Genomic DNA, 20,896 nt, shown 5'->3' with positions numbered 1-20,896 from the left:
CCGGGTGGTCCCACTGCGCGGTATCGGTGTCGTCTTTCCGGACCGCGCGTCGGTCGAAGCCCCCAACTCGCGAGATGTGTGCCGTTCGCCAACCTGTAGCTACTGATGGAAAAACCTCCGGTAAGTGTTCTCTAACTGGTAATTTGGTGTGTCCAGCGCCCAAAATGGCATGTTTGCGAATAGGTAGCTGTCGATTGTGACCTCTTGTCGATCACTGCGGATGTGAAACGAATCTGAACCGTCGGCCATCCGGGTGCTGCGATGCTCCGAATCTAACTGCGTGGATCACGGCCTACCAGCCGGCGTGCGAACGCCGACTGTGTCGGTGTTAGGGGAGTGCGTTAATAGCGGCAGGAATGGAGTGATTGATGAGTTCATTGGCCACCGATCGTGTAGCCCAATGTTCATCCGGCGAATACTCGGCACAACCCTTTGCACTCTCACCCGCGCAGACAGCTCTCTGGTACGCCCAGCGGATCCGCCCGGACGTGCCACTGACCATCGCTCAGTATGTCGAGATCCATGGTGATCTCGATGTCGGACGGCTGCTCTACTCGATCGAGCGTTTCGGTGCAGAGACACAGGTCGGGCACGTGCGCCTGGTCGAAATCGACGGTGTGCCACACCAGTTGGTCGATATCTCCTGGCGTCCGGGCTGGGCCAGGATCGATCTGCGCGAGGAAGCCGATCCGCGCGCGGCCGCGCTGCGCTGGATGAACGAGCACGCGAGTTCACCGATCGATCTGGAACGCGACCCGCTCACAACGAATGTGGTGCTGCGTACCGGTGATTCGGACTACATCTGGTACGCCCGAGCCCACCACATCGTCATCGATGGCTATGGCGCGATGAACGCGCTGACCCGCACCGCGGAGATCTACTCGGCGCTGGAGAACTTCACCGAGCCGGTCACCTCCCGCGCTACGCCGCTGGCGGAGATCTACGCCGACGAGTCGACTTACCGTGACTCCAACCGGTTCCGCACCGACCGCGAATACTGGCTCGAACAGCTCGACGGTGCAGGCGAGCCGATGACGCTGTCGAACAACACCATCACCAGCACCACACCCGAGACGGGCAGGCACATAGCGGCCGCAACGCTCGATGAACGGGCCGAGGCGGCGGTGGAGGCGGCGACCGAGGCCTGCGATACCCACAACTCCACCCTGTTCGTCGCCGCGCTCGCCGCCTACGTACGGTCGGTGACGGGCAACTCCGATGTGGTGCTCAGCCTTCCGGTCTCGGCCCGCACCACGGTGTCGCTGCGCCGCTCGGCGGGCGTGGTGTCGAATGTGGTGCCGATCCGCCTGAGCTTCGAAGCGGACACCACCGTCCGAGATGCCGTGCGCAGCGCGGAACTGCAGATCACGGGGGCGCTGCGGCATCAGCGTTACCGGCACGACGACATCCGGCGCGACTGCGGCTACTCCCGTGACGCTCGTGGCTTCTTCGGGCCAATGGTCAACATCATGCTGTTTCATACCGAGTTGAAGTTCGGCAGTCTGCTCGGCACGCTGCATGTGCTCTCGACCGGTCCGGTCGAGGATCTGTCGATCAACCTCTACAACGGCGACGGCAACAGTATCCACATCGACTTCGAAGCCAACCCGCAGCTCTACGCGGAATCCGAAGTGGCAGTGCATCATAGCCGTTTTCTCGACTTCCTGACCCGGTTCCTCGCCGCCGACCCGAGCACGCCGGCGCTGTCACTCGCGGCGATCACCGACGCCGAACGCGAATGCGTGCTGCGCGGATGGAACGACACCGCGACACCCGTCCAGGAAGGCACCCTCGCCGGCGCGTTCGCCGAACGCGCGGTCGCCGAACCGGATGCGGTGGCACTGGAATTCGGTGCCGAAACGCTGACCTACGGCGAGCTCGACGAGCGGGCCAACCGGCTGGCTCGGCTACTGATCGCCCGCGGCGCGGGACCCGAGAAGGCTGTCGCGCTGTGCATGCACCGCGGCGTCGAACTCGTCGTCGGCATATACGCGATCGTCAAGTCGGGGGCGGCCTACCTGCCGTTGGACCCGGACCATCCGGCCGAGCGGATCGAGGAGATCCTGCGGCAGGCCGAACCGGTGTGTGTGCTGGTCGCCGCGCGTGACGAGCTCACATTGCCGGCGCGGGCCGATCGGCTGGACATCGACGCTATCGAGCTTTCGGCTTACGACGGCCATCCGGTCACCGACACCGACCGGATCGTGCCGCTGCGCACCGACCATCTCGCCTACGTCATCTTCACCTCGGGTTCCACCGGGAAGCCGAAAGGTGTAGGCATCACGCACGCCGCGATCATCAACCGCTTGCGCTGGATGCAGCACGAGTATCCGCTCGACGGCACCGACGCGGTACTTCAGAAGACCCCCGCCACCTTCGATGTCTCGGTGTGGGAGTTCTTCTGGCCCTTGCAGATCGGCGCGCGACTGGTCATCGCGGCACCGGATGGGCATCGCGATCCGGGGTACCTGGCCGCGTTGATCGCCGAAAAAGCCGTCACCACCGCCCATTTCGTGCCGTCGATGCTCTCGGTCTTCGTCACCGCCGCCGATGTGCGTGGCTGCACCGGATTGCGTCGCGTCTTCTGTAGCGGTGAAGCACTGCCCCCGGCGACCGTCGGTGATTTCCAATCCGCGCTGCCCGGCACGCAACTGCACAACCTGTACGGGCCGACGGAGGCCGCGGTCGACGTGACCTACTGGACGTGCCCGGTCGATCCGGTCAGCGTTCCCATCGGTGCGCCGGTCTGGAATACCCAGACCTATGTGCTGGATTCGCGGCTGCACCCGGTCCCGCCGGGTGTGGCGGGGGAGTTGTACCTGGCCGGTGTGCAGTTGGCCCGCGGCTACCTCGGCCAGGCCAGGTTGACCGCGGATCGTTTCGTGGCCAATCCGTTCACGCCGGGCACTCGGATGTATCGCACCGGTGATCTCGCACGCTGGCAGGCCGACGGCCCCGCACGCGGGGTAGTGGAGTACCTGGGGCGCAGCGACTTCCAGGTGAAGATTCGCGGTCTGCGCATCGAATTGGGCGAGATCGAGGCGGCGTTGCTCGCAGACGAGCGGGTCGCGCGGGCGGTCTGCGTGGCGCACGCCGGCCGCACGGGCGACGAGCTGGTCGCCTACGTCGTCACGACGCCCGCGGCCGGTGCCGACGGTGACGCGACAGCCGTCGACAGTGCTGATCTGCTGGCCGTCCTGCGCGCCACCCTTCCCGACTACATGGTTCCGGCAGTGCTCATCCTGCTCGAGGAACTACCGCTCAGCGCGAACGGCAAGATCGACCGCAAGGCATTGCCCGCGCCCACCCTCGAACAGCGCCCGGGTGAGCGGAGTACTGTCGCGCCGGCCACCGAGGTGGAACGGGTGCTGGCGGGCATCTTCGCGGAAGTGCTCGACACCGCCGAAATCGGTGTGCAGGATAGCTTCTTCGATCTCGGCGGCAACTCGCTGATCGCCGCACGCGCGGTCGCTCGCATCAATGCCACCGTCGGCGCGGGACTCACCATCCGGGATCTGTTCGAGGCACCGACCATCGCCGCACTCGGCGAGCGATTCGCGATGCACGATGCCGACATGTCCTTCCCGAAACTGGTCCCGGTCGGGCGCCCCGCGCGGATTCCGCTGTCGCTGGCACAGCAACGGCTGTGGATTCTCAACCGATTCGCCGAGCATGCCGCCGCTTACAACATGCCGCTGGCGGTCGAGCTCGACGGTCCATTGGATGTGGCGGCATTACGCGCCGGACTCGTCGACGTGATCGAACGCCACGAAAGTCTGCGCACCACCTTCCCGGACTCCCCCGACGGGCCGTGCCAGGTGGTGCACCCGGCGGCCGATATCCCGCTCACCCTCGACCCGATCGACGGTGACGGTGCCGACGTCGCCGCGCTCGCCGCCGAATTCGCCGGCTACGGCTTCGATCTGCGCAGCCAGGCACCGATCCGGGTCGCGCTGTGGAACACAGGACCGGACCAACACGTCTTTCTCCTTGTGCTGCACCACATCTGTGGTGACGGTTGGTCGGTAGCCCCGCTGGCGCGTGACCTCATGACGGCGGTCACGTCACGTGCCGCCGGTGTCGCGCCGCAATGGACACCATTGCCCGTGCAGTACGCGGACTTCGCGCTGTGGCAGCGCGAATTGCTCGGCGACGAAGCCGATCCGGCCAGCGCACTGGCCCGCCAGCTCACCTACTGGCGTGCCGAACTGACCGCGATGCCGGACCAGCTCGACCTGCCGCTGGACCGGCCACGGCCGATCCGTCGGTCGACCACCGGAGGTCGGGTGCAGTTCACCGTCTCCGCCGAGACCCGCCGTGCCGCAGGCGAATTGGCGGCGGCCAGGGGCGTCAGCATGTTCATGGTGCTGCACGCCGCGCTGGCCACATTGCTGGCCAGGCTGTGCGCGACGACCGATGTCGCGGTAGGGACCCCGATCGCGGGGCGATCGGATCCGGCGCTCGACGAGTTGGTCGGCATGTTCGTCAATACGCTCGTGCTGCGCACCGAGGTCGACCCCGCCGCGGGCTTCGACCGGATGCTTGACGCGGTGCGCGAGACCGACCTGAATGCCTTCGCCAACGCCGACGTTCCGTTCGAACGGCTGGTCGAAGTCGTCAATCCGGAGCGTTCGACCGCGCGCCACCCGCTGTTCCAAGTGATGCTGTCCTACGACCGCGCGCCGGAGCTGCGTATCGATCTGCCGGGCGTGCGCGCGCACGTGCTGCCGATCGCCACCGACCTCGCCAAGTTCGATCTGCAACTCGAGGTGCACGACGACAGCGCCGATGGCACACTGTTCGCCGAATTCGGCTACGCCACCGATGTTTTCGATGAAAGCACCATCGAATCCATCGCCCGCAGGTTCGTGGCGGTGCTGAATGCGGTGGTGGCGGCTCCGAGCCTGCCGATCGGAGATCTGGAAATCCTGGACCGGCGCGAAGCCGGGAATCTGGTGCCGATCGCGGGTGCGCCGGGCTCACCCTCGATCAGCCTGGCTCGGCTGCTCACCGCCACCGCCGAGCGGGTGCCCGACGCGGTTGCGGTGCGCTACCTCGGCACCGACACCACCTATCGCGAGCTCGACGAAATGTCGAATCGCCTGGCGCGGGCACTGATCGAGCACGGTGCGGGCCCGGAAGTCGTGGTGGCGGTGGCGCTGCCACGCGGTCTCGACTCGATCGCCGCGGTATGGGCCGTCGCGAAAACCGGTGCCGCCTATGTGCCGATCGATCCGAGCTACCCGGTCGAGCGGATCGGGCACATGATCGACGATTCGGGGGCCGTGCTCGGTTTGACCGCTCCGGAGTGCCTCGCCGCCATGCCCGAACGGCCCGCCGTGCGCGGCAAACACCACAAGGCCTACGTCGACTGGCTGGTGCTCGGCTCCATGGAATTGGAATCCGAGTGCGCAGGCTACTCCACCGGTCCGATCACCGACGCACGCCGGCACCAGCCGATCCGAGTCAGCCATCCGGCGTACTTCATCTACACATCAGGGTCCACCGGAAAGCCGAAGGCCGTGATCGTCACGCACGCCGGGATCGCGTCGCTGGCCGATGAGCAGATGCACCTGTTCGGCATCACGGATTCGGCACGGACACTGCACTTCTCCTCACCGAGCTTCGACGCGTCGGTGCTGGAATTGCTGCTCGGTTTCGCGGCGGGCGCAACCATCGTGGTGGCTCCCGCGGGAATGTACGGCGGTACCGAGCTCGCCGCGCTGCTGCGCGACGAACGGGTCACCCACGCGTTCATCACGCCCGCGGCACTGGCGACCGTCCCGACCGCGGGTCTCAACGATCTCGAGGCGGTCATCGTCGGTGGCGAGGCATGCGGGCAAGAACTGGTCGACACCTGGTCGGCCGCGCACCGCATGCACAACATGTACGGACCGTCGGAGGCGACCGTCGCGGCCACCGCGTCCGGCCCGATGGCGGCCGGTCGTCCGGTCCCGCTCGGTCGTCCCGTGCGGGGGATGCGGCTGTTCGTCTTGGACGGACGGTTGAATCCGGTCCCGCCGGGCACTCCGGGTGAGCTGTATCTGTCCGGTCCCGGCGTCGCGCGCGGCTACCACGGCCGCTGCGGCCTGACCGCGCAACGCTTTCCGGCCAACCCGCACGGCAGGCGCGGCGAGCGGATGTACCGCACCGGCGACCTGGTGGTGGCCGACACATCGGGGCAACTGCGCTTCCTTGGACGGGCCGACGACCAGATCAAGATCCGCGGATTCCGCATCGAATTGAGCGAAATCGACCATGTGCTGCGCGCGCATCCGGGCGTGCAGTCTGCCCTCACCGTCGTGCATGTCGATGAACAGGGGCAGCCGCGCCTCGCGGCCTATCTGACCGTGGACGCGCCTGTCGAGGCCGCCGCTGTCACGGAAACCGCACGTCAGCGGCTGCCGGGATACATGGTTCCCGCCTCGGTGATCGTGCTGGAGGAAATGCCGGTCAGTCCGTCGGGCAAACTTGACCGAAAAGCATTGCCCGCACCGGTTTTCGCCGCCATCGGCGCGTCGCGGGCCCCACGGACCCCGACGGAAACGCGCGTCGCCGGTGTATTCGGCGATATCCTCGGTAACCCGGTCACCGGCGCCGAGGACAGCTTCTTCGACATCGGCGGTAACTCATTGCTGGCTACCCGGCTCGCTGCGGCCTTGCACGCCGAATTCGGCGTCGACCTGCCGGTACGGATGCTTTTCGAGGCGCCGACCGTCGCTGCGGTGGCCGAGCGGATTTCGGAAGCGCCCCGGACGCAACGGGTGGCGCTGGCTGTACACACCCCGCGTCCGGGACGCATTCCGCTGTCGCTGCCGCAGCAGCGACTGTGGTTCCTCAATCGATTCTCTCCCGAATCCAGCGCCTACAACATCGCATTCGTCATTCGAATCGAGGGTGATCCGGATATCGCGGCCCTGCGCGCGGCCCTCACCGACCTGGTGGACCGACACGAGGTGCTGCGCACGGTATTCCCGGAAGACAACACCGGCGCCCAGCAACTCGTGCTGCCGACCGCGCGGGCCCTTCAGATCGTCGAACCGGAAGCCATTGACGAGACGGGTGCCGAGCTCGCGCTCGGCGAGCTCGCCCGCCGTGGTTTCGATCTCACGAAGGACACCCCGCTGCGAATCACCTTGCTGCGCACCGGGCCACAGCGCTACCTGCTCGGCATTGTGGTGCACCACATTGCCGCCGACGGCTGGTCGCTCGGCCCGTTGACCAGGGACCTGGCCGTCGCGTACGCGGCACGACATCATGGCAGCGCACCCGGCTGGACACCACTTCCGGTGCAATACGCCGACTTCGGGCTGTGGCAGCGTGCCTGCCTCGGCGACGAATCCGACTCGCAGAGCGTCGCGAGCGCGCAACTCGAGTACTGGCGCACCGAGCTGGCGAACCTGCCCGATGAACTACCGCTGCCCTACGATCGGCCACGGCCGGCCGAGCCGACCCAGCAGGCGGGTGCGGTGGCGTTCACGGTGCCCGACCCGGTGCGGCAGGCGCTCGCGGAACTGGCGCGCGAACAGGGCGTCAGCATGTTCATGGTGTTGCGGTCGGCACTCGCCGTGCTGCTGCGGTTCGTCACCGGCGGCCGCGACATCGTGATCGGCACCCCGATCGCGGGCCGCACCGACACCAAGCTGGACGCGTTGGTCGGCATGTTCGTCAATACGATTGTGCTGCGCTCCGACGTCGACCCTGACAGCCCGTTCGCGGCGCTGCTTCGCGCGGACCGGGATTCCGAACTGGCCGCCATGGCACATTCCGATATTCCGTTCGAACGGGTCGTGGAGGAACTTGCCGCCAACGGCCGCACCAGCGGGCGCCACCCACTGTTCCAGGTGGCGTTGACGATCCAGGAGGGGCCGGTACCGGCGCTGGAGCTGCCCGGCCTAGCGCTGCAGGCGGAGGAACTGGATATCGCGCTGGCCAAGTTCGACCTGGAACTGCGGGTCGGACACGGCGACGCCGGACCGGGCGAACCCGGCCGCAGCTTCGAATTCGTTTTCGCCGCCGAACTTTTCGACGAGTCGACGGTTCAAGCACTGGCCGACCGATTCCTGCGGGTACTCGTCGCGATTACCGCCGATCCGCGAATCCCGGTGCGCGACATCGACGCCCGCACCGAGCACGAACGCCGTGCGTTGACACCGGCCGTGGGTATCGCGACCACTGCGCAATACACCCTCGCCGCCTACTTCGCCAGCACCGCGCAACGGCATTCGCAGCGAACCGCACTGCGCTCGCTCGCCGACGGCGGACGCCATGGCACGACCTCGCTCACCTACGGGGAGCTCGACCGACGCTCGAACAGATTGGCGCGCGCGCTGATCGGACGTGGTGTCGGCGCCGGTGATCGGGTCGCGCTCGGATTTCTCCGGTCCATCGATTCCGTGGTGACCGTGCTGGCCGTGGCCAAAACGGGTGCTGCGTTCGTACCTGTCGATCCGAAGTATCCGGCCGACCGAATCCAGCACATGCTGACCGATTCCGAATGCCGGGTGGGTGTCACATTATCCACTTACCTCGACCGTATCCGGGGTGGGTCCGCTGCCACCGATTGGCTGCGACTGGACGATCCCGCGCTGGTCGCGGAGTTGGCCGGGCTCGACGACGGCCCGATATCGGATTTGGATCGGCTGCGTCCAGTAGACCTCGCGGACCTCGCGTACCTGATCTACACGTCGGGTTCGACCGGAAAGCCCAAAGGGGTGGCCGTCACGCACAGCGGCCTGTCCAATTTCGGCGACGAGCTCCGCGACCGCCTCGGCGTCGACCAGGAATCGCGGACACTGTATTTCGCCTCGCCGAGCTTCGACGCCGCCGTCCTGGACCTGCTGCTAACGATCGGATCCGGCGCGGCGATGGTGATCTGCCCGCCCGACATCTTCGGCGGCGACGAACTCGCCGCACTGATGGACAGCGAACGCATCACCCACACCTTCATGACCCCGGCGGCGCTGGCCACCATCGATCGGGACCGCTGGGCGCTGCCGCACCTGCGCGCGCTGATGGTCGGTGGCGAAGCCTGCGGCTCCGATCTGGTGGCCCGTTGGGCGCCGGGACGGCGGCTGTACAACGTGTACGGGCCCACCGAAACCACGATCGTCATCACCATGGCGGGTCCGCTGGCCGTCGGCGAGCCGATCACCATCGGCACGCCGGTGCGTGGTGCGCGAGCGCTGGTACTCGACGAGCGGATGCGTCCGGTGCCGGTCGGTGTGCCGGGCGATCTGTATCTCGGTGGATTCGGTGTCGCGCGGGGTTATCTCGACCGGCTCGGGCTCACCGCGTCGCGGTTCGTGGCCGATCCATACGGCCCGGCGGGCTCCCGGATGTACCGCTCGGGTGACGTTGTCCGCTGGAGCAAGTCGGGCGAACTCGTCTACCTGGGGCGCAGTGACCATCAGGTGAAGGTTCGCGGGTTCCGCATCGAACTCGGCGAGATCACGACCGCGCTCGCGGACCACGAGGACGTGCGGTTCGCACACACTGAGGTCCGGCACATCGCGGGCGCCGATCGGATCGTCTCGTTCATCTTGCCCGCCGACGACACGGTGGGTGTGCGCACCGAGACGGTACGTGCTCATGTGGCACAACTGCTTCCGTCGCATATGGTCCCGGCGAGCATCACCGTCCTCGACCGGATCCCGCTGACCCCGGTCGGCAAGCTGGACATCGCGGCGCTGCCCGAACCCCAGCTGATCGCCGCTTCCGACGCCCGCGCGCCACAGACCGAGTCCGAGCGTCTCGTCGCCGCGGTGATGGGCGAATTGGTCGGCGTCGACGCGGTGAGCGCAGGCGACAGCTTCTTCGATGTCGGCGGAAATTCGTTGCTGGCAACCCAACTCGTTGCCCGGCTCGCCGCGGCGACCAATATCCGGCTCGAGGTGCGTGCGGTCTTCGCGTCGCCCACCGTCGCCGAGCTCGCCGCGTTGCTGGACTCCGGGCACGCCGGCGCGGACGGCAGGCCGGCGCTGGCGCGGCGCGACCGTCCGGAACGAATTCCGTTGTCCGCGGCGCAGCATCGGCTGTGGTTCCTGAACCGGTTCAATCAGGTCGGTGAAAACAGCGGTCACACCGATGATCCCGACCAGACCGCGGGTGCCTACAACATTCCGGTCGTGCTGCGCATGCACGGCGCACTGGACGCCGACGCGCTGGTGGAGGCGCTGCACGAGGTGCAGGGGCGGCACGAGACCCTGCGGACGGTATTCCCGGAGGTCGACGGCGAACCGGCCCAGGTGGTTCTCGACCGGGCGGCAGCGGCGCTGCCCCTGTTCGTCGCGACACTGCGTCCCGATGAGGTGACCGACGCCGTGCGGCGTTTCACCGCACCAGGTTTCGACCTCGCGACGTCGGTGCCGATTCGTGCCGCGCTGATCACGATCGATTCCACCGAGTCGACTCGCACCGAGCACATCCTCGTGCTCGTGGTGCACCACATCGCCATGGACGGATGGTCGCTGGAGCCACTGGCGGCCGACGTGGCCGTCGCCTATCGCGCGGCCTGTCTCGACCGATCTCCGGAATGGTCCGAACCCGAGGTCCAGTACGCGGATTACACCCTGTGGCAACAGGACACACTCGGTACCGAGGGCGACCCGGATTCGGTGGTCAGCCGTCAGCTCGACTACTGGCGCCGCACCCTCGACGGTCTGCCCGAGCGGCTCGCGGTGCCCGCCGATCGGCCACGTCCGCCCATCCCGTCCTATCGAGGCGGCCTGGTGGAATGCCGGATCGATGCGTTCACTCATCGGGAACTGCAGTCGATGGCCATCGGCAATAACGTCAGTATGTTCATGGTCCTGCACGCCGCGCTCGCGGTGCTGTTGCACCGGATGACCGCGACTGATGACATTGCCGTCGGCACACCGATTGCCGGGCGCGGCCATCCCGCACTGGACCGAATGATCGGCATGTTCGTCAACACGCTGGTGTTGCGCACCCGGATCGATCCCGATGCCAGGTTCACCGACCTGCTGCGCGCCGTGCGCGACATCGACCTGGATGCGTTCGCGCACGCGGACCTGCCCTTCGAGCGCTTGGTCGAGGTACTGAATCCGGCGCGCTCGCAGGCACACAACCCGATGTTCCAGGTCATGCTCTCGGTGCAGAACGAACCAGTACGGGTGCTCGAACTGCCGGAACTGCGCATCGAGGCCGACGATGTGGACACCGGGGTCGCGAAGTTCGACCTGCAGTTCACGCTGACCGAATCGCACACAGCCCAACGGGAGCCGGACGGCATCACGCTGTCGGTGAACTATGCGAGCGATCTGTTCGACGAGCAGACCGCGCTGCGGCTCGGCACCCGGATGGCCCGGTTGCTGGCGGCCGTATCCGCGAATCCGACCACCGCCGTGGGTGATCTGGATCTGCTCGACCCCGCCGAATGGTCCGAGCTCGCGCCGGTACGCGGCGCGCAGCCGGGCAGGCCGATCACCTTCCCGGAGCTTTTCGCGGCCGCGGTCGGCGCCGATCGTACGGCTGTCGCGGTGAGCTCGGGCGGTACCGAGGTCACCTACGATGCCCTCGACCGGTGGACCAACCGGCTGGCGCGGGTACTCATCGGCCGCGGTGTCGGGCCGGAAACCCCGGTGGCGCTCGGTATTCCACGCTCGGTGGAGTCGGTGGCCACCATGCTCGCGGTCGCGAAGGCCGGTGCGGCCTTCGTACCGGTCGATCCGCTGTATCCCACGCATCGCATCGCGCACATGCTGTCGGATTCCGGTGCGGTGCTCGGCATTACGCTCCACGAGCACCGGGATCGGCTGCCCGAGGGGGCGGAGTGGATCGTGCTGGACAATATCGATGTTCGTACGCAGGTGCTCAGCACTTCGGACGCGCCGATCGCGCCGGGCGAGCGGACCACCCTGCTGCGCGTGGACAATCCCGCATACGTCGTCTACACCTCCGGCTCGACCGGCACGCCGAAGGGCGTTGTGGTCACGCACGGCGGCTTATCCAACTTCGCCGCAGAGACCGCAGAGCGTTTCGATGTCCAACCCGGCTGCCGCATCCTGCATTTCGCGACACCGAGCTTCGACGCCGCCATGCTCGACCTGCTGTTCGCCCTCGGTGGCGCGGCTACGCTGGTGATCTCCCCGCCAGGTGTTGTCGGCGGCGCGGAGCTGGGACAGGTGTTCATCGAGGAGCACATCACCCATGCGTTCATCACCACCTCCGCTCTCGGCACCGTCGATCCGACCGGTATCACCGAGTTGCAGCATGTGCTCGTCGGCGGCGAGGCACTGCCGCCGGACCTGGTCGCCCGCTGGGCGCCGGGACGCAACCTGTACAACGTGTACGGGCCGACCGAAACCACCATCGTCACGGTGATCTCCCAGCCCATATTGCCGCGCGGACCGATCACCATCGGTGGCCCGATCCGCGGCGTCGGTGCGGCAGTCCTGGACGCACGGTTGCATCCGGCACCCGTCGGTGTCACCGGCGAACTGCACCTCGCAGGCAATGCGCTGGCACGTGGCTACCTGAACAGGCCCGGGCTCACCGCCCAGCGGTTCGTCGCCAACCCTTATGGCAAACCAGGTGAGCGGATGTATCGCACCGGTGACCTGGTGCGCTGGGGGGGTGGAGCGGACGGTGTGGCCCGCGACATCGAATATGTCGGTCGCACCGACCATCAGGTCAAGATCCGAGGCTTCCGTATCGAACTCGGTGAGATCGATACCGCGCTGGCCCGGCACCGCACGGTCGAGTTGGCCACCACGATCGGCTATCTCACCCCCGCGGGTGTCACGGCCCTGGTGTCATATGTGAAGCCGCGCAACGGAACTGCGGTCACGGTCGGTGAACTCATCGAGCATGTGTCGGCGCTGGTGCCGAATTATATGGTGCCGCAATCGATCATGCTGATCGATGACGTGCCGCTGAACCCGGTCGGAAAGCTGGACCGCTCGGCGCTGCCGGAACCGGTGTTCCGCGCGGCGGAGGGCTATCGGGCGCCGGCCACGCCGATCGAGGCGGCGCTGTGCGCCGCATTCGCCGACGTGCTCGGTGTCGAATCGGTGGGCGCCGATGACGGATTCTTCGAACTGGGCGGCAACTCACTGCTTGCGACGAAAGTCGTTGCGCAGGTACGGGCGATGGGCATCGAGCTGCCGGTGCAGCTGATGTTCGGTGACTCCTCCCCGGCCGCCATCGCGGTCCGGCTGGACACACCGGACAACGCGGGCACCGCCGTCGCGGCCGCGCTGGCGCCGGTGCTGCCGATCCGCCACCAGGCTCCCGACAAGAAGCCGCCGTTGTTCTGCATTCATCCCGCGATCGGGCTGGCCTGGTGCTACTCGGGACTGCTCGCGCACCTGGCGCCGACGCGTCCGGTGTACGGGCTGCAAGCTCCGCACGTCGCGGGGGAGGACGGCTTCACCTCGATCGCCGAGGCCGCCGGACACTATGTCGCGCATATCAAGTCGATCCAGCCGGACGGGCCCTACCACCTGCTCGGCTGGTCGCTGGGCGGACTGATCGCGCACGAAGTGGCCGTCCAACTACAGGAGGCGGGTGCCGAGGTCGGGTTGCTGTCGATGATGGACAGCTACCGGCTGTCGGACGAATTGCTCGAACACGCGATCCCCGGTGTCGCCGAGATCATCGGCGAATTCGGCGTCGACATGATCGGCGACGGAGTGGACCTCGACCCGTCGATGGAGCTGCGAGACCTCGCGGAATTGCTGCGGTCGCGCCCAGGTCCATTCGCGACACTGACCGTCGATCATCTGGAACGGCTCTACACCGGCTACACCAATGGAACCGTGCAGGCACACGGTTTCCGTCCTCGGACCTTCGACGGTGATCTGCTGTTCTTCACCGCCGCCGAGGACGAAATCAATCGGACCGACCCCGCCCGTCGCGCGTACGCCTGGGAGCCGTTCATCACCGGGGCCATCCACGACCACACGCTGCCCTGCCGGCATTCGGAAATGACGACACCTGAATCGCTTGCCGTCATCGGACCGGTCCTGCACCGGCATCTGGACGGCGACAGCGGCACAGCGAAGGAGGCAGACAGGTGAGTGTCACGGCGGAACCCATTGCTAGCGAGGTGCATTCGTGAGTTCGGCGGTAGAAGTACTCGGTCTGGTCAAGAACTACGGCCGGTTGCGAGTACTCGACGAGATCGACCTGGAGATCCCGGCGGGGACGGTGATGGGTCTGCTCGGACCCAACGGTGCGGGTAAGACAACCACCGTCCGCATCGTCACCACCCTGCTGCGGCCATGCGCGGGATCGGTGCGCGTCGCGGGTATCGACGTATTGCACGACCCCGCCGCGGCCCGCCGCCGTATCGGACTGTCCGGCCAGTACGCGGCCGTGGACGCGAATCTGTCCGGATACGAAAACCTGCGTATGGTGGCCCGGCTGTACGGCATGTCGCATCGGCAGGCGACCACTCGTGCGACCGAATTGCTCAGCACATTCGGCCTCGAGCACGCCGCGCACCGGCGCGCGGCGACCTATTCCGGAGGCATGGCCCGGCGCCTCGACCTGGCCGGTGCCTTGGTCGCGCGGCCTGCGGTCGTGGTCCTCGATGAGCCGACCACCGGACTCGACCCGCGCGGCAGGCAGGACATGTGGGGGGTGATCGGAGATCTGGTCGAGGACGGCACCACCGTTCTGCTCACCACGCAGTATCTGGAGGAGGCCGATCTGCTGGCCGACCGGATAACCGTCATCGACCGGGGCCGCGTCATCGCTCGTGGTTCGGCCGACGAGCTGAAGACTTCGATCGGTGGCGACCGGCTCACCATCACCCTGGCCGCGGGCCAGGACCCGGCGCCCGCGCTATCGATTCTGGCGCAGGTCGGCGTCGGCGAGCCGAGCAGCGATGCCGACGGGGTGTCCGTGGTGGTCGGTGACGGCTCGCGCACCATGGTCGAGGCGCTGCGCAGGCTCGATGACGGCGGGGTCTGCGTCGTCGACGCGAGCGTGCATCGTCCCAGCTTGGATGAAGTATTCCTGTCCTTGACCGGCACCGCGCCCAGCGAACCCGCCGACAGCGAGCCGGAAACCGACGACCTACAAGAGGAGATCCTGTCGTGAGCGAAGCAAGCGAGGTTCGGTCGTGACCGCCATCGAGGCAATGGCGCCGGACGAGGCTCCCAAGTCCCCACTCGACCCGGCGGCCGAGCCCGAACACGGCATCGAATGCGAGCCCCACCTGCGCTTCATCCGCGACAGCGCGATCATCGCCTACCGCAACCTGCTGACCATTCTGCGGGTGCCGACGCTGCTGGTGACCGCGACCGTCCAGCCGTTGATGTTCGTGTTCCTGTTCGCCTACATTTTCGGCGCCTCGCTGGGCGGCGGGCAGTATCGCGAATTCCTGCTGGCCGGAATCTTCGCTCAGACAGTCGCTTTCAACGCGGCGTTCACCACGGTCGGGCTGGCGGGCGATCTACAGAAGGGCATCATCGATCGGATGCGCACCCTGCCGATGTCGCGGTTGGCGGTGCTGATGGGGCGCACGCTGTCGGATCTGGTGGTCAGCGTCCTGAGCCTGGTCGTGATGGTGGGGTGTGGTTATGTCGTCGGCTGGCGCATCAACGGCGGCGTCGCCGACGCGGCCCTCGCATTCGGCATCATCCTGCTTTTCGCGTTCGCCATGTCTTGGATCGGTGCCCTGACCGGCCTGTTCTCGCCGACCGTCGAGGTGGCCCAGAGCGTAGGCCTGATCTGGCTGTTCCCGCTCAGCTTCATATCCTCGGCATTCATCTCCGCCGAAACCCTGCCGGGGCCACTGCGCACCATCGCCGAATGGAACCCGATTACGGCGGTCTCGGCCGCGGGTCGAAAACTCTTCGATAACGGCGCCCCACCCTCGTTCGTCCCCGCGACCGGTTGGGCCGCGGATCACTGCATCGAATACGCCGTCGCGTGTTCGCTGGTGATTCTGGCGGTAGCCGTTCCTCTTGCCCTGCTGCGCTACCGCAAGGTCGCCAGCAAGTAAGGCAAGCAGATACGGCAAAGGCCGCTCGCATCAACGGAATTGATGCGAGCGGCCTTTGCTGTCGGGGGTGACGTTACGCGCGACGACGGGATTTGAGGAGGTCGAGGCGCTCCTTGAGCAGCTCCTCGAGCTCGTCCTTGCTGCGGCGCTCCAACAGCATGTCCCAGTGGGTGCGCGGCGGCTTGACCTTCTTGGTCTCCTGAGTGGTGCCCTCCATGAGGGTGCCCTCCTGGCCATTGCGGCACAGCCAGGTCGGTGGGATCTCGGCGTCGTCGGCGAACGGGACGTCGAACTCCTCGCCGCTATCGGTCTTGTACCGAGCGATCCGCCGCGGAGCCAGGTCGTGGTCGCGATCGGTTTCGTAACTCACCGCTCCGAGCCGACTGCCCCGGAGTACGCGATCTGCCATGGTGTGCCTCTCCCTGTGTGCTCGAGTCTTTATGCGCTGCGACCGTGTCCGGTCGAGCTCACGCTCGCTGGACCTTATGTGCAACGAACGGGCCTGCGCTAATAGTTCCCGACACGGCGACGGTGAACCGTTGCATTGTAGTTGGTCCGCCGTGGCCCGATTCGTCGCGCCCACGACTGGGCGTGCTCGCACGTCCGTTATCCAACGTGCGCGCGCCACCGACGAGTTCCCAACGTGGGTAGGGGTCTGCGCACGAGAAGGCCCGGCGACCATTAGTGTTCTGCGGCATGCGGCGCTTGCTGTCCTGTTTGTGGTGTGGGCGAGAGATCGCGGAGTCGGAGGCCGGGCGTCGTCGCCGGTACTGCCGCCAATCGTGTCGCCAACGTGCCTACGAAAACCGTAATAGCTTGAAGGGAACCGGAATTCCCGACGATTCCGTGGTGCTCAGCGCCCAGGAGGCTGCCGACCTGGCCGACCGCTGGTTCGCCGCCCGATGCGCAGCCGAGGACGTCGCCACCGCGATCGGTGAGGGGGCCGACACAGAGGAATTGAAGGCACTGAGTGCGACGCTATTGAATCTCACCAAGGAAGCCGAGCGGTTGCGCTGAGACCGCCTCATCCGGCCTGCGTTCGCCCGGGCCGGATGTGTGTGGTCCGCGAGTCCCGCAACCCGGGCGCGGTGGCGTCCTGGACTGCGGCGGCCGTGGTCGCGCTCGGCACGCTGCGGCGGGTCCTGAGGTAGATGCTGATGGTCAGCATGCCGACGCCTGCGACCAATCCGCCGAATGCGGTCAGCGTGATGCCATCTGGGTGGATCAGCGGCTGGGCACGTATCGCCTGGCTGAAGACGATCGCAAGTAGTCCGGTGTAGCCGATCGCCAGCACTCCGATGAGGGCGGCACGGGCGCGTTCACTGCGTAGCCAGCGATAGCGTGGGGCCAGCCAGGCGAGCGTGACGACAGCGAGCAGCAGCACCTGGATGCCGTGCAGTCCGACGAAGTGCGGAATACGCAGATCGCCGCCGATGGTGCTCCAGTGGGTGATCGGCATGACGCCGCCGACTCCGTCGCGCGCTGCCAGCGATCGGGAACCGTCGGTGAGCACGGTATGTCCGGAGATGAGCTCCACAACTCGCCCGTCGGCGTCCCGGACGAACTGCTTGCCGGTGTAACCCATCAGATACCCGAGCGCCATACCGGTGACGGCGAGCAGCAGCCCCGCACGGATCGCCCACGCGGTCGGCCGATCCACCAGCCGCTGCCACGAAATGATCAGCACGATAATCAGATTCGCGAGAAAGAGGCCGGGGACCCCGGACATGAATATCTTCTGGCCGATCACGTTGATGGTGTCGGTCTGGAAGTTGTTGAAATGGCTGTAGGTGCCGCGCGCGGCCTGCACGGCGATGAACCCGACGTCCGCGAACCCGGTCACCGCGAACATCGTCCCGAGCCACCAGGTCACCCGGCTGCCCTTGTGCGGCAACGACAGTAGCCATGCCAGCGTGAATCCATAGAGCACGAACGCGAACCCGAATTTGAACGGCTTGAGCCACACCGACTCGCCCATCAGGGTGCGGTCGTCGATCACTATGGCGCCCAGCGAAATCACCGCGAGCGCGCCCATCGCGGCCACCATCCACAGCAGTGGGCGGTGCAGTCGGGGGGTATCGGAGGCGGTGAGTCTTCGGTGTCGCGGCGGGGGCCGAAGTGCGGAATCCGTAGACGCGGAGGCGGTGTCGATCATCGGCATGATCCGACGGTAGGAATCGCAGGCGCCGCGCCGCGTCCCACCACAGCGCCATTCGAAGGTAGTACGGCGGTGCTAGGGGTATCTCAGGGCGCGAGTCTTGCGGCGGTGACAGCGGAGACGGTCGCGAGCCCCTCACCGACTCGCGAACGTCTCCGTCCCATACCGAATCGCCGGATCGGCCGACTCGGCGCGGGTTCTAGTCGGGATCACCCGTGATTTCGACGCCGCGCGCGGCGAGCCAGGGGCGCGGGTCGACCGGACCGACACCGGGCTCGTGTACTTCGTAGTGCAGGTGCGGGCCGGTGGAGTAGCCGCGGTTACCGACGGTGGCGATGATGTCGCCCGCGCGGACCTCCTGGCCTACGGTGGCCAGGATGTCGTTGACGTGTCCGTAGACGCCGACGCTGCCGTCATCCTGCTGCACGCGCACCCAGAGGCCGAAACCACTGGCTGGGCCTGCCTCGATAATGGTGCCGTCGGTGACAGTGGCGATCGGGGCGCCGATCGGATCGCCGAAGTCGAGGCCCGCGTGCAATGCGCCCCAGCGTGTGCCGAAATTCGAGGTCAGCATGCCGGTTACGGGACGAACGGTGCGCGGGCGCGCGGCTTCGATCGCCATCTGTTGCTGCTCCCACAGCACTGTTTCGGGCACGACCTGCGGAATCTGCGCCTCGGGCGTGAACTCGGTGGCGTTGTTGGTGGCGGACTCGGTGGGGTCGTTCGTGGCGGACTCGGTGGGGTCGTTGGTGCCGGAATCGGTGGGGTCGTTGGTGCCGGAATCGGTGGGGTCGTTGGTGGCGGACTCGGTGGTCGACGCGGCGGAGGTTGCGGCGAGCGGTTGCCCCGCCGGAGGTGTTTCGGTGCGATGCTGCTCGGTTGCAGCCAGCACACCGAGCGAGGCGCTGACGACGGCCGACACGGCGACCGCGCGGGTGGCGACACGGTAGCGGCGTGAACGGGTCGCGCCACGGCGGCCAAAAGGTAACGGAACGGTCACGGGCATGGCTCGAACGTACGGGAGCCTTTCGGCGGTTCCGCAATCATGTGGCGACCATCACATGCACGCAAAAGGCCAGCTGATGTGTCACGACTCGATAACGAAATGCAATGTCTGCGGGTCTGACCGGCTGGAACATCGTGCGAGACGGTATTAGCCATGGGGACGATGTCCGGGCACACTATTTAAGTGCCCACTAATGGAGTTCGCGCCTTGCGGGCGCTGGCCGACCCAACGCGTCGTGCGATCTTCGAGGCATTGCCTCTGGCACCGTTGTCGGTAGGGGAACTCGCGAAAATCGCCGGGATCAGTAGCTCGGCTGCCTCTCAGCATCTACGCGTGCTGCGCGAGGTCCGGCTGGTGATGATGCGCCGGAGCGGCACTCGACGCATGTACTCCCTGGATCCGCGCGGTCTCGGTGATGCGCGTGACTACCTCGAACAGTTCTGGCCCAGCGCCCTGGCGGCGTACTCGGCGGCACTCAGTACGGCAAGCGAGGAAGGAGAGCCCTGACGGTGGCGCGTCATATCGCCGACATCGCCCGATCGGGACGTAGTGTCCGCAGCTGCGGGACTCAGCCCACCTGGCGATACGCGGTCCGGCGGCGGTCGGGTTTGGTGCCGGGCCAGTTCCGCATATTGAGCTGTTTGTCCACGGCGTTGATCACCTCGGTGACACCGATCCGCAGTAGTCCGGGATCAGGGGTGTCGGCGTTCGGGTCGCCGACCTGCCCCGCCCACAGCACCGCATGCCTGCCGAGTAGGTGCGGGGGTGGTCCACCCCAGTGCGGCGGTGTCGGGCCGAACAGTAGGACAGTTCGAGTTCCGAACGCCGTGGCCAGATGCGCGACGCCGGTATCACCGGAGATGACCAGTGCTGCCTCGGCGACGGTCGCGGCGAGCTCGATGAGGTTCTGCTCGCCCGCCAATACCCGATGCGTCGGCAGGCTCGCACGCGCGGCGATGCTCAGCGCGATATCGCGTTCGGTCTCGTCGCCAGTGATCACGACCTCGCGGCCGAGCACGAGCAGATGACGGACTACCGCAGCAAAACGGTCGGGTGGCCACCGCCGTGCCGGGGCGCCCGCGCCGATGTGCACCACAACGCAATCCCGATGACTGGTGGTCGATACCGGTGGCACCAGCCCGAGGTTGCGCCGATCGGCGACGATTCCGTCGGATTCGAGCAGATGGCACCACCGATCGACATCGTGCATGTCCTGCTGCCACTCCGGACCGGCCAATTCAGGGAAGGCGGCGTTGTGGTAAGTGAGGATGCGACCTGGATCGGTCTTGGTGAGGGTGACGATGCTCTCGGCGCTCGGGCCATGGAGGTTGATGGCCAGCTCCGGCCGCGCGGCGTCCCAGCGAAATGCGCCGAGTTCCTGGGTCGGCACCAACTCGTCGATCGGCGCTATCAAATCCACGATCGGCTTCAGCCGGTGTGGGGCGGCGAGGACTATGTGGTCGTTCGGCCTCGCCCGGCGTAGCGCACGTAACGCCGGGACCGCGGTGAGTAGATCGCCAAGGCCGCGTGCCTGCAGCACGAGTACAACCGCCACCCTCTTCTCCTAGCCACCTGAGACTCGTCAACCCGACCCGACCGCCTCCACCCATGAGTGCACACGACGAGAGCCAATGAACGATGACTACCCGACCGAATTCGGCAGTAAACGTTGCCGACTCGGACGTTATCTATCCCACAAACGCTGCTAGGAGGACTAACCTCCACATGGCGGCAACTACTCCTCATCGGGCGTCCC

At 66.6% G+C, this 20,896-nt stretch carries 9 protein-coding genes; 5 read left to right on the top strand and 4 right to left on the bottom strand.

The genetic code is table 11. The annotated features are described in order from the left end of the window. Nucleotides 1-368 precede the first annotated feature (368 nt). Genes LKE06_RS19135 through LKE06_RS19125 form a run of 3 tightly spaced genes read left to right on the top strand, consistent with a single transcriptional unit; the run spans nucleotide 369 to nucleotide 15,976 of the window. Nucleotides 369-14,042 (top strand): non-ribosomal peptide synthetase, encoded by a 13,674-nt coding sequence (locus tag LKE06_RS19135; RefSeq protein WP_228000598.1) that lies wholly within the window; start codon nucleotides 369-371, stop codon nucleotides 14,040-14,042. 37 nt (nucleotides 14,043-14,079) lie between these two features. Then, entirely contained in the window at nucleotides 14,080-15,069 is a 990-nt protein-coding gene (locus tag LKE06_RS19130) for an ATP-binding cassette domain-containing protein (protein ID WP_228000597.1), read from the top strand. Between the two features lie 40 nt (nucleotides 15,070-15,109). Beyond that, nucleotides 15,110-15,976: an ABC transporter permease gene (locus LKE06_RS19125; RefSeq protein ID WP_255649443.1), complete on the top strand. Its 867-nt coding sequence runs from the start codon at nucleotides 15,110-15,112 to the stop codon at nucleotides 15,974-15,976. Between the two features lie 73 nt (nucleotides 15,977-16,049). On the opposite strand, the gene LKE06_RS19120 is transcribed toward LKE06_RS19125, so the two are convergent. After that, nucleotides 16,050-16,385, bottom strand: coding sequence for an RNA polymerase-binding protein RbpA (locus tag LKE06_RS19120; protein ID WP_228000594.1), 336 nt, complete (start codon nucleotides 16,383-16,385; stop codon nucleotides 16,050-16,052). 287 nt (nucleotides 16,386-16,672) lie between these two features. Between LKE06_RS19120 and LKE06_RS19115 the strand changes: the two genes are divergently transcribed. Then, on the top strand, nucleotides 16,673-16,993 hold the full coding sequence (locus LKE06_RS19115) for a hypothetical protein (protein ID WP_228000593.1): 321 nt from the start codon (nucleotides 16,673-16,675) through the stop codon (nucleotides 16,991-16,993). Between the two features lie 7 nt (nucleotides 16,994-17,000). Here LKE06_RS19115 and LKE06_RS19110 read toward each other — a convergent pair whose 3' ends face one another. Both LKE06_RS19110 and LKE06_RS19105 read right to left on the bottom strand, forming a co-directional pair. Next, nucleotides 17,001-18,137 (bottom strand): class-II aminoacyl-tRNA synthetase family protein, encoded by a 1,137-nt coding sequence (locus LKE06_RS19110; RefSeq protein ID WP_308188387.1) that lies wholly within the window; start codon nucleotides 18,135-18,137, stop codon nucleotides 17,001-17,003. A gap of 196 nt (nucleotides 18,138-18,333) precedes the next feature. Continuing rightward, nucleotides 18,334-19,140 (bottom strand): M23 family metallopeptidase, encoded by an 807-nt coding sequence (locus LKE06_RS19105; RefSeq protein ID WP_228000592.1) that lies wholly within the window; start codon nucleotides 19,138-19,140, stop codon nucleotides 18,334-18,336. A 183-nt stretch (nucleotides 19,141-19,323) separates the two neighbouring features. Here LKE06_RS19105 and LKE06_RS19100 point away from each other — a divergent pair, with 183 nt between their 5' ends. Then, on the top strand, nucleotides 19,324-19,647 hold the full coding sequence (locus LKE06_RS19100) for an ArsR/SmtB family transcription factor (protein ID WP_228000591.1): 324 nt from the start codon (nucleotides 19,324-19,326) through the stop codon (nucleotides 19,645-19,647). 61 nt (nucleotides 19,648-19,708) lie between these two features. On the opposite strand, the gene LKE06_RS19095 is transcribed toward LKE06_RS19100, so the two are convergent. Then, nucleotides 19,709-20,695 carry a glycosyltransferase family 9 protein gene (locus tag LKE06_RS19095; RefSeq protein WP_228000590.1) on the bottom strand — a complete coding sequence of 329 codons (987 nt, stop codon included), beginning with the start codon at nucleotides 20,693-20,695 and terminating at the stop codon, nucleotides 19,709-19,711. Between the last annotated feature and the right edge of the window lie 201 nt (nucleotides 20,696-20,896).

This window comes from Nocardia australiensis (genome assembly GCF_020733705.1).
GTDB lineage: Bacteria > Actinomycetota > Actinomycetes > Mycobacteriales > Mycobacteriaceae > Nocardia > Nocardia australiensis.
This window is presented reverse-complemented; position numbering and strand designations above follow the sequence as displayed.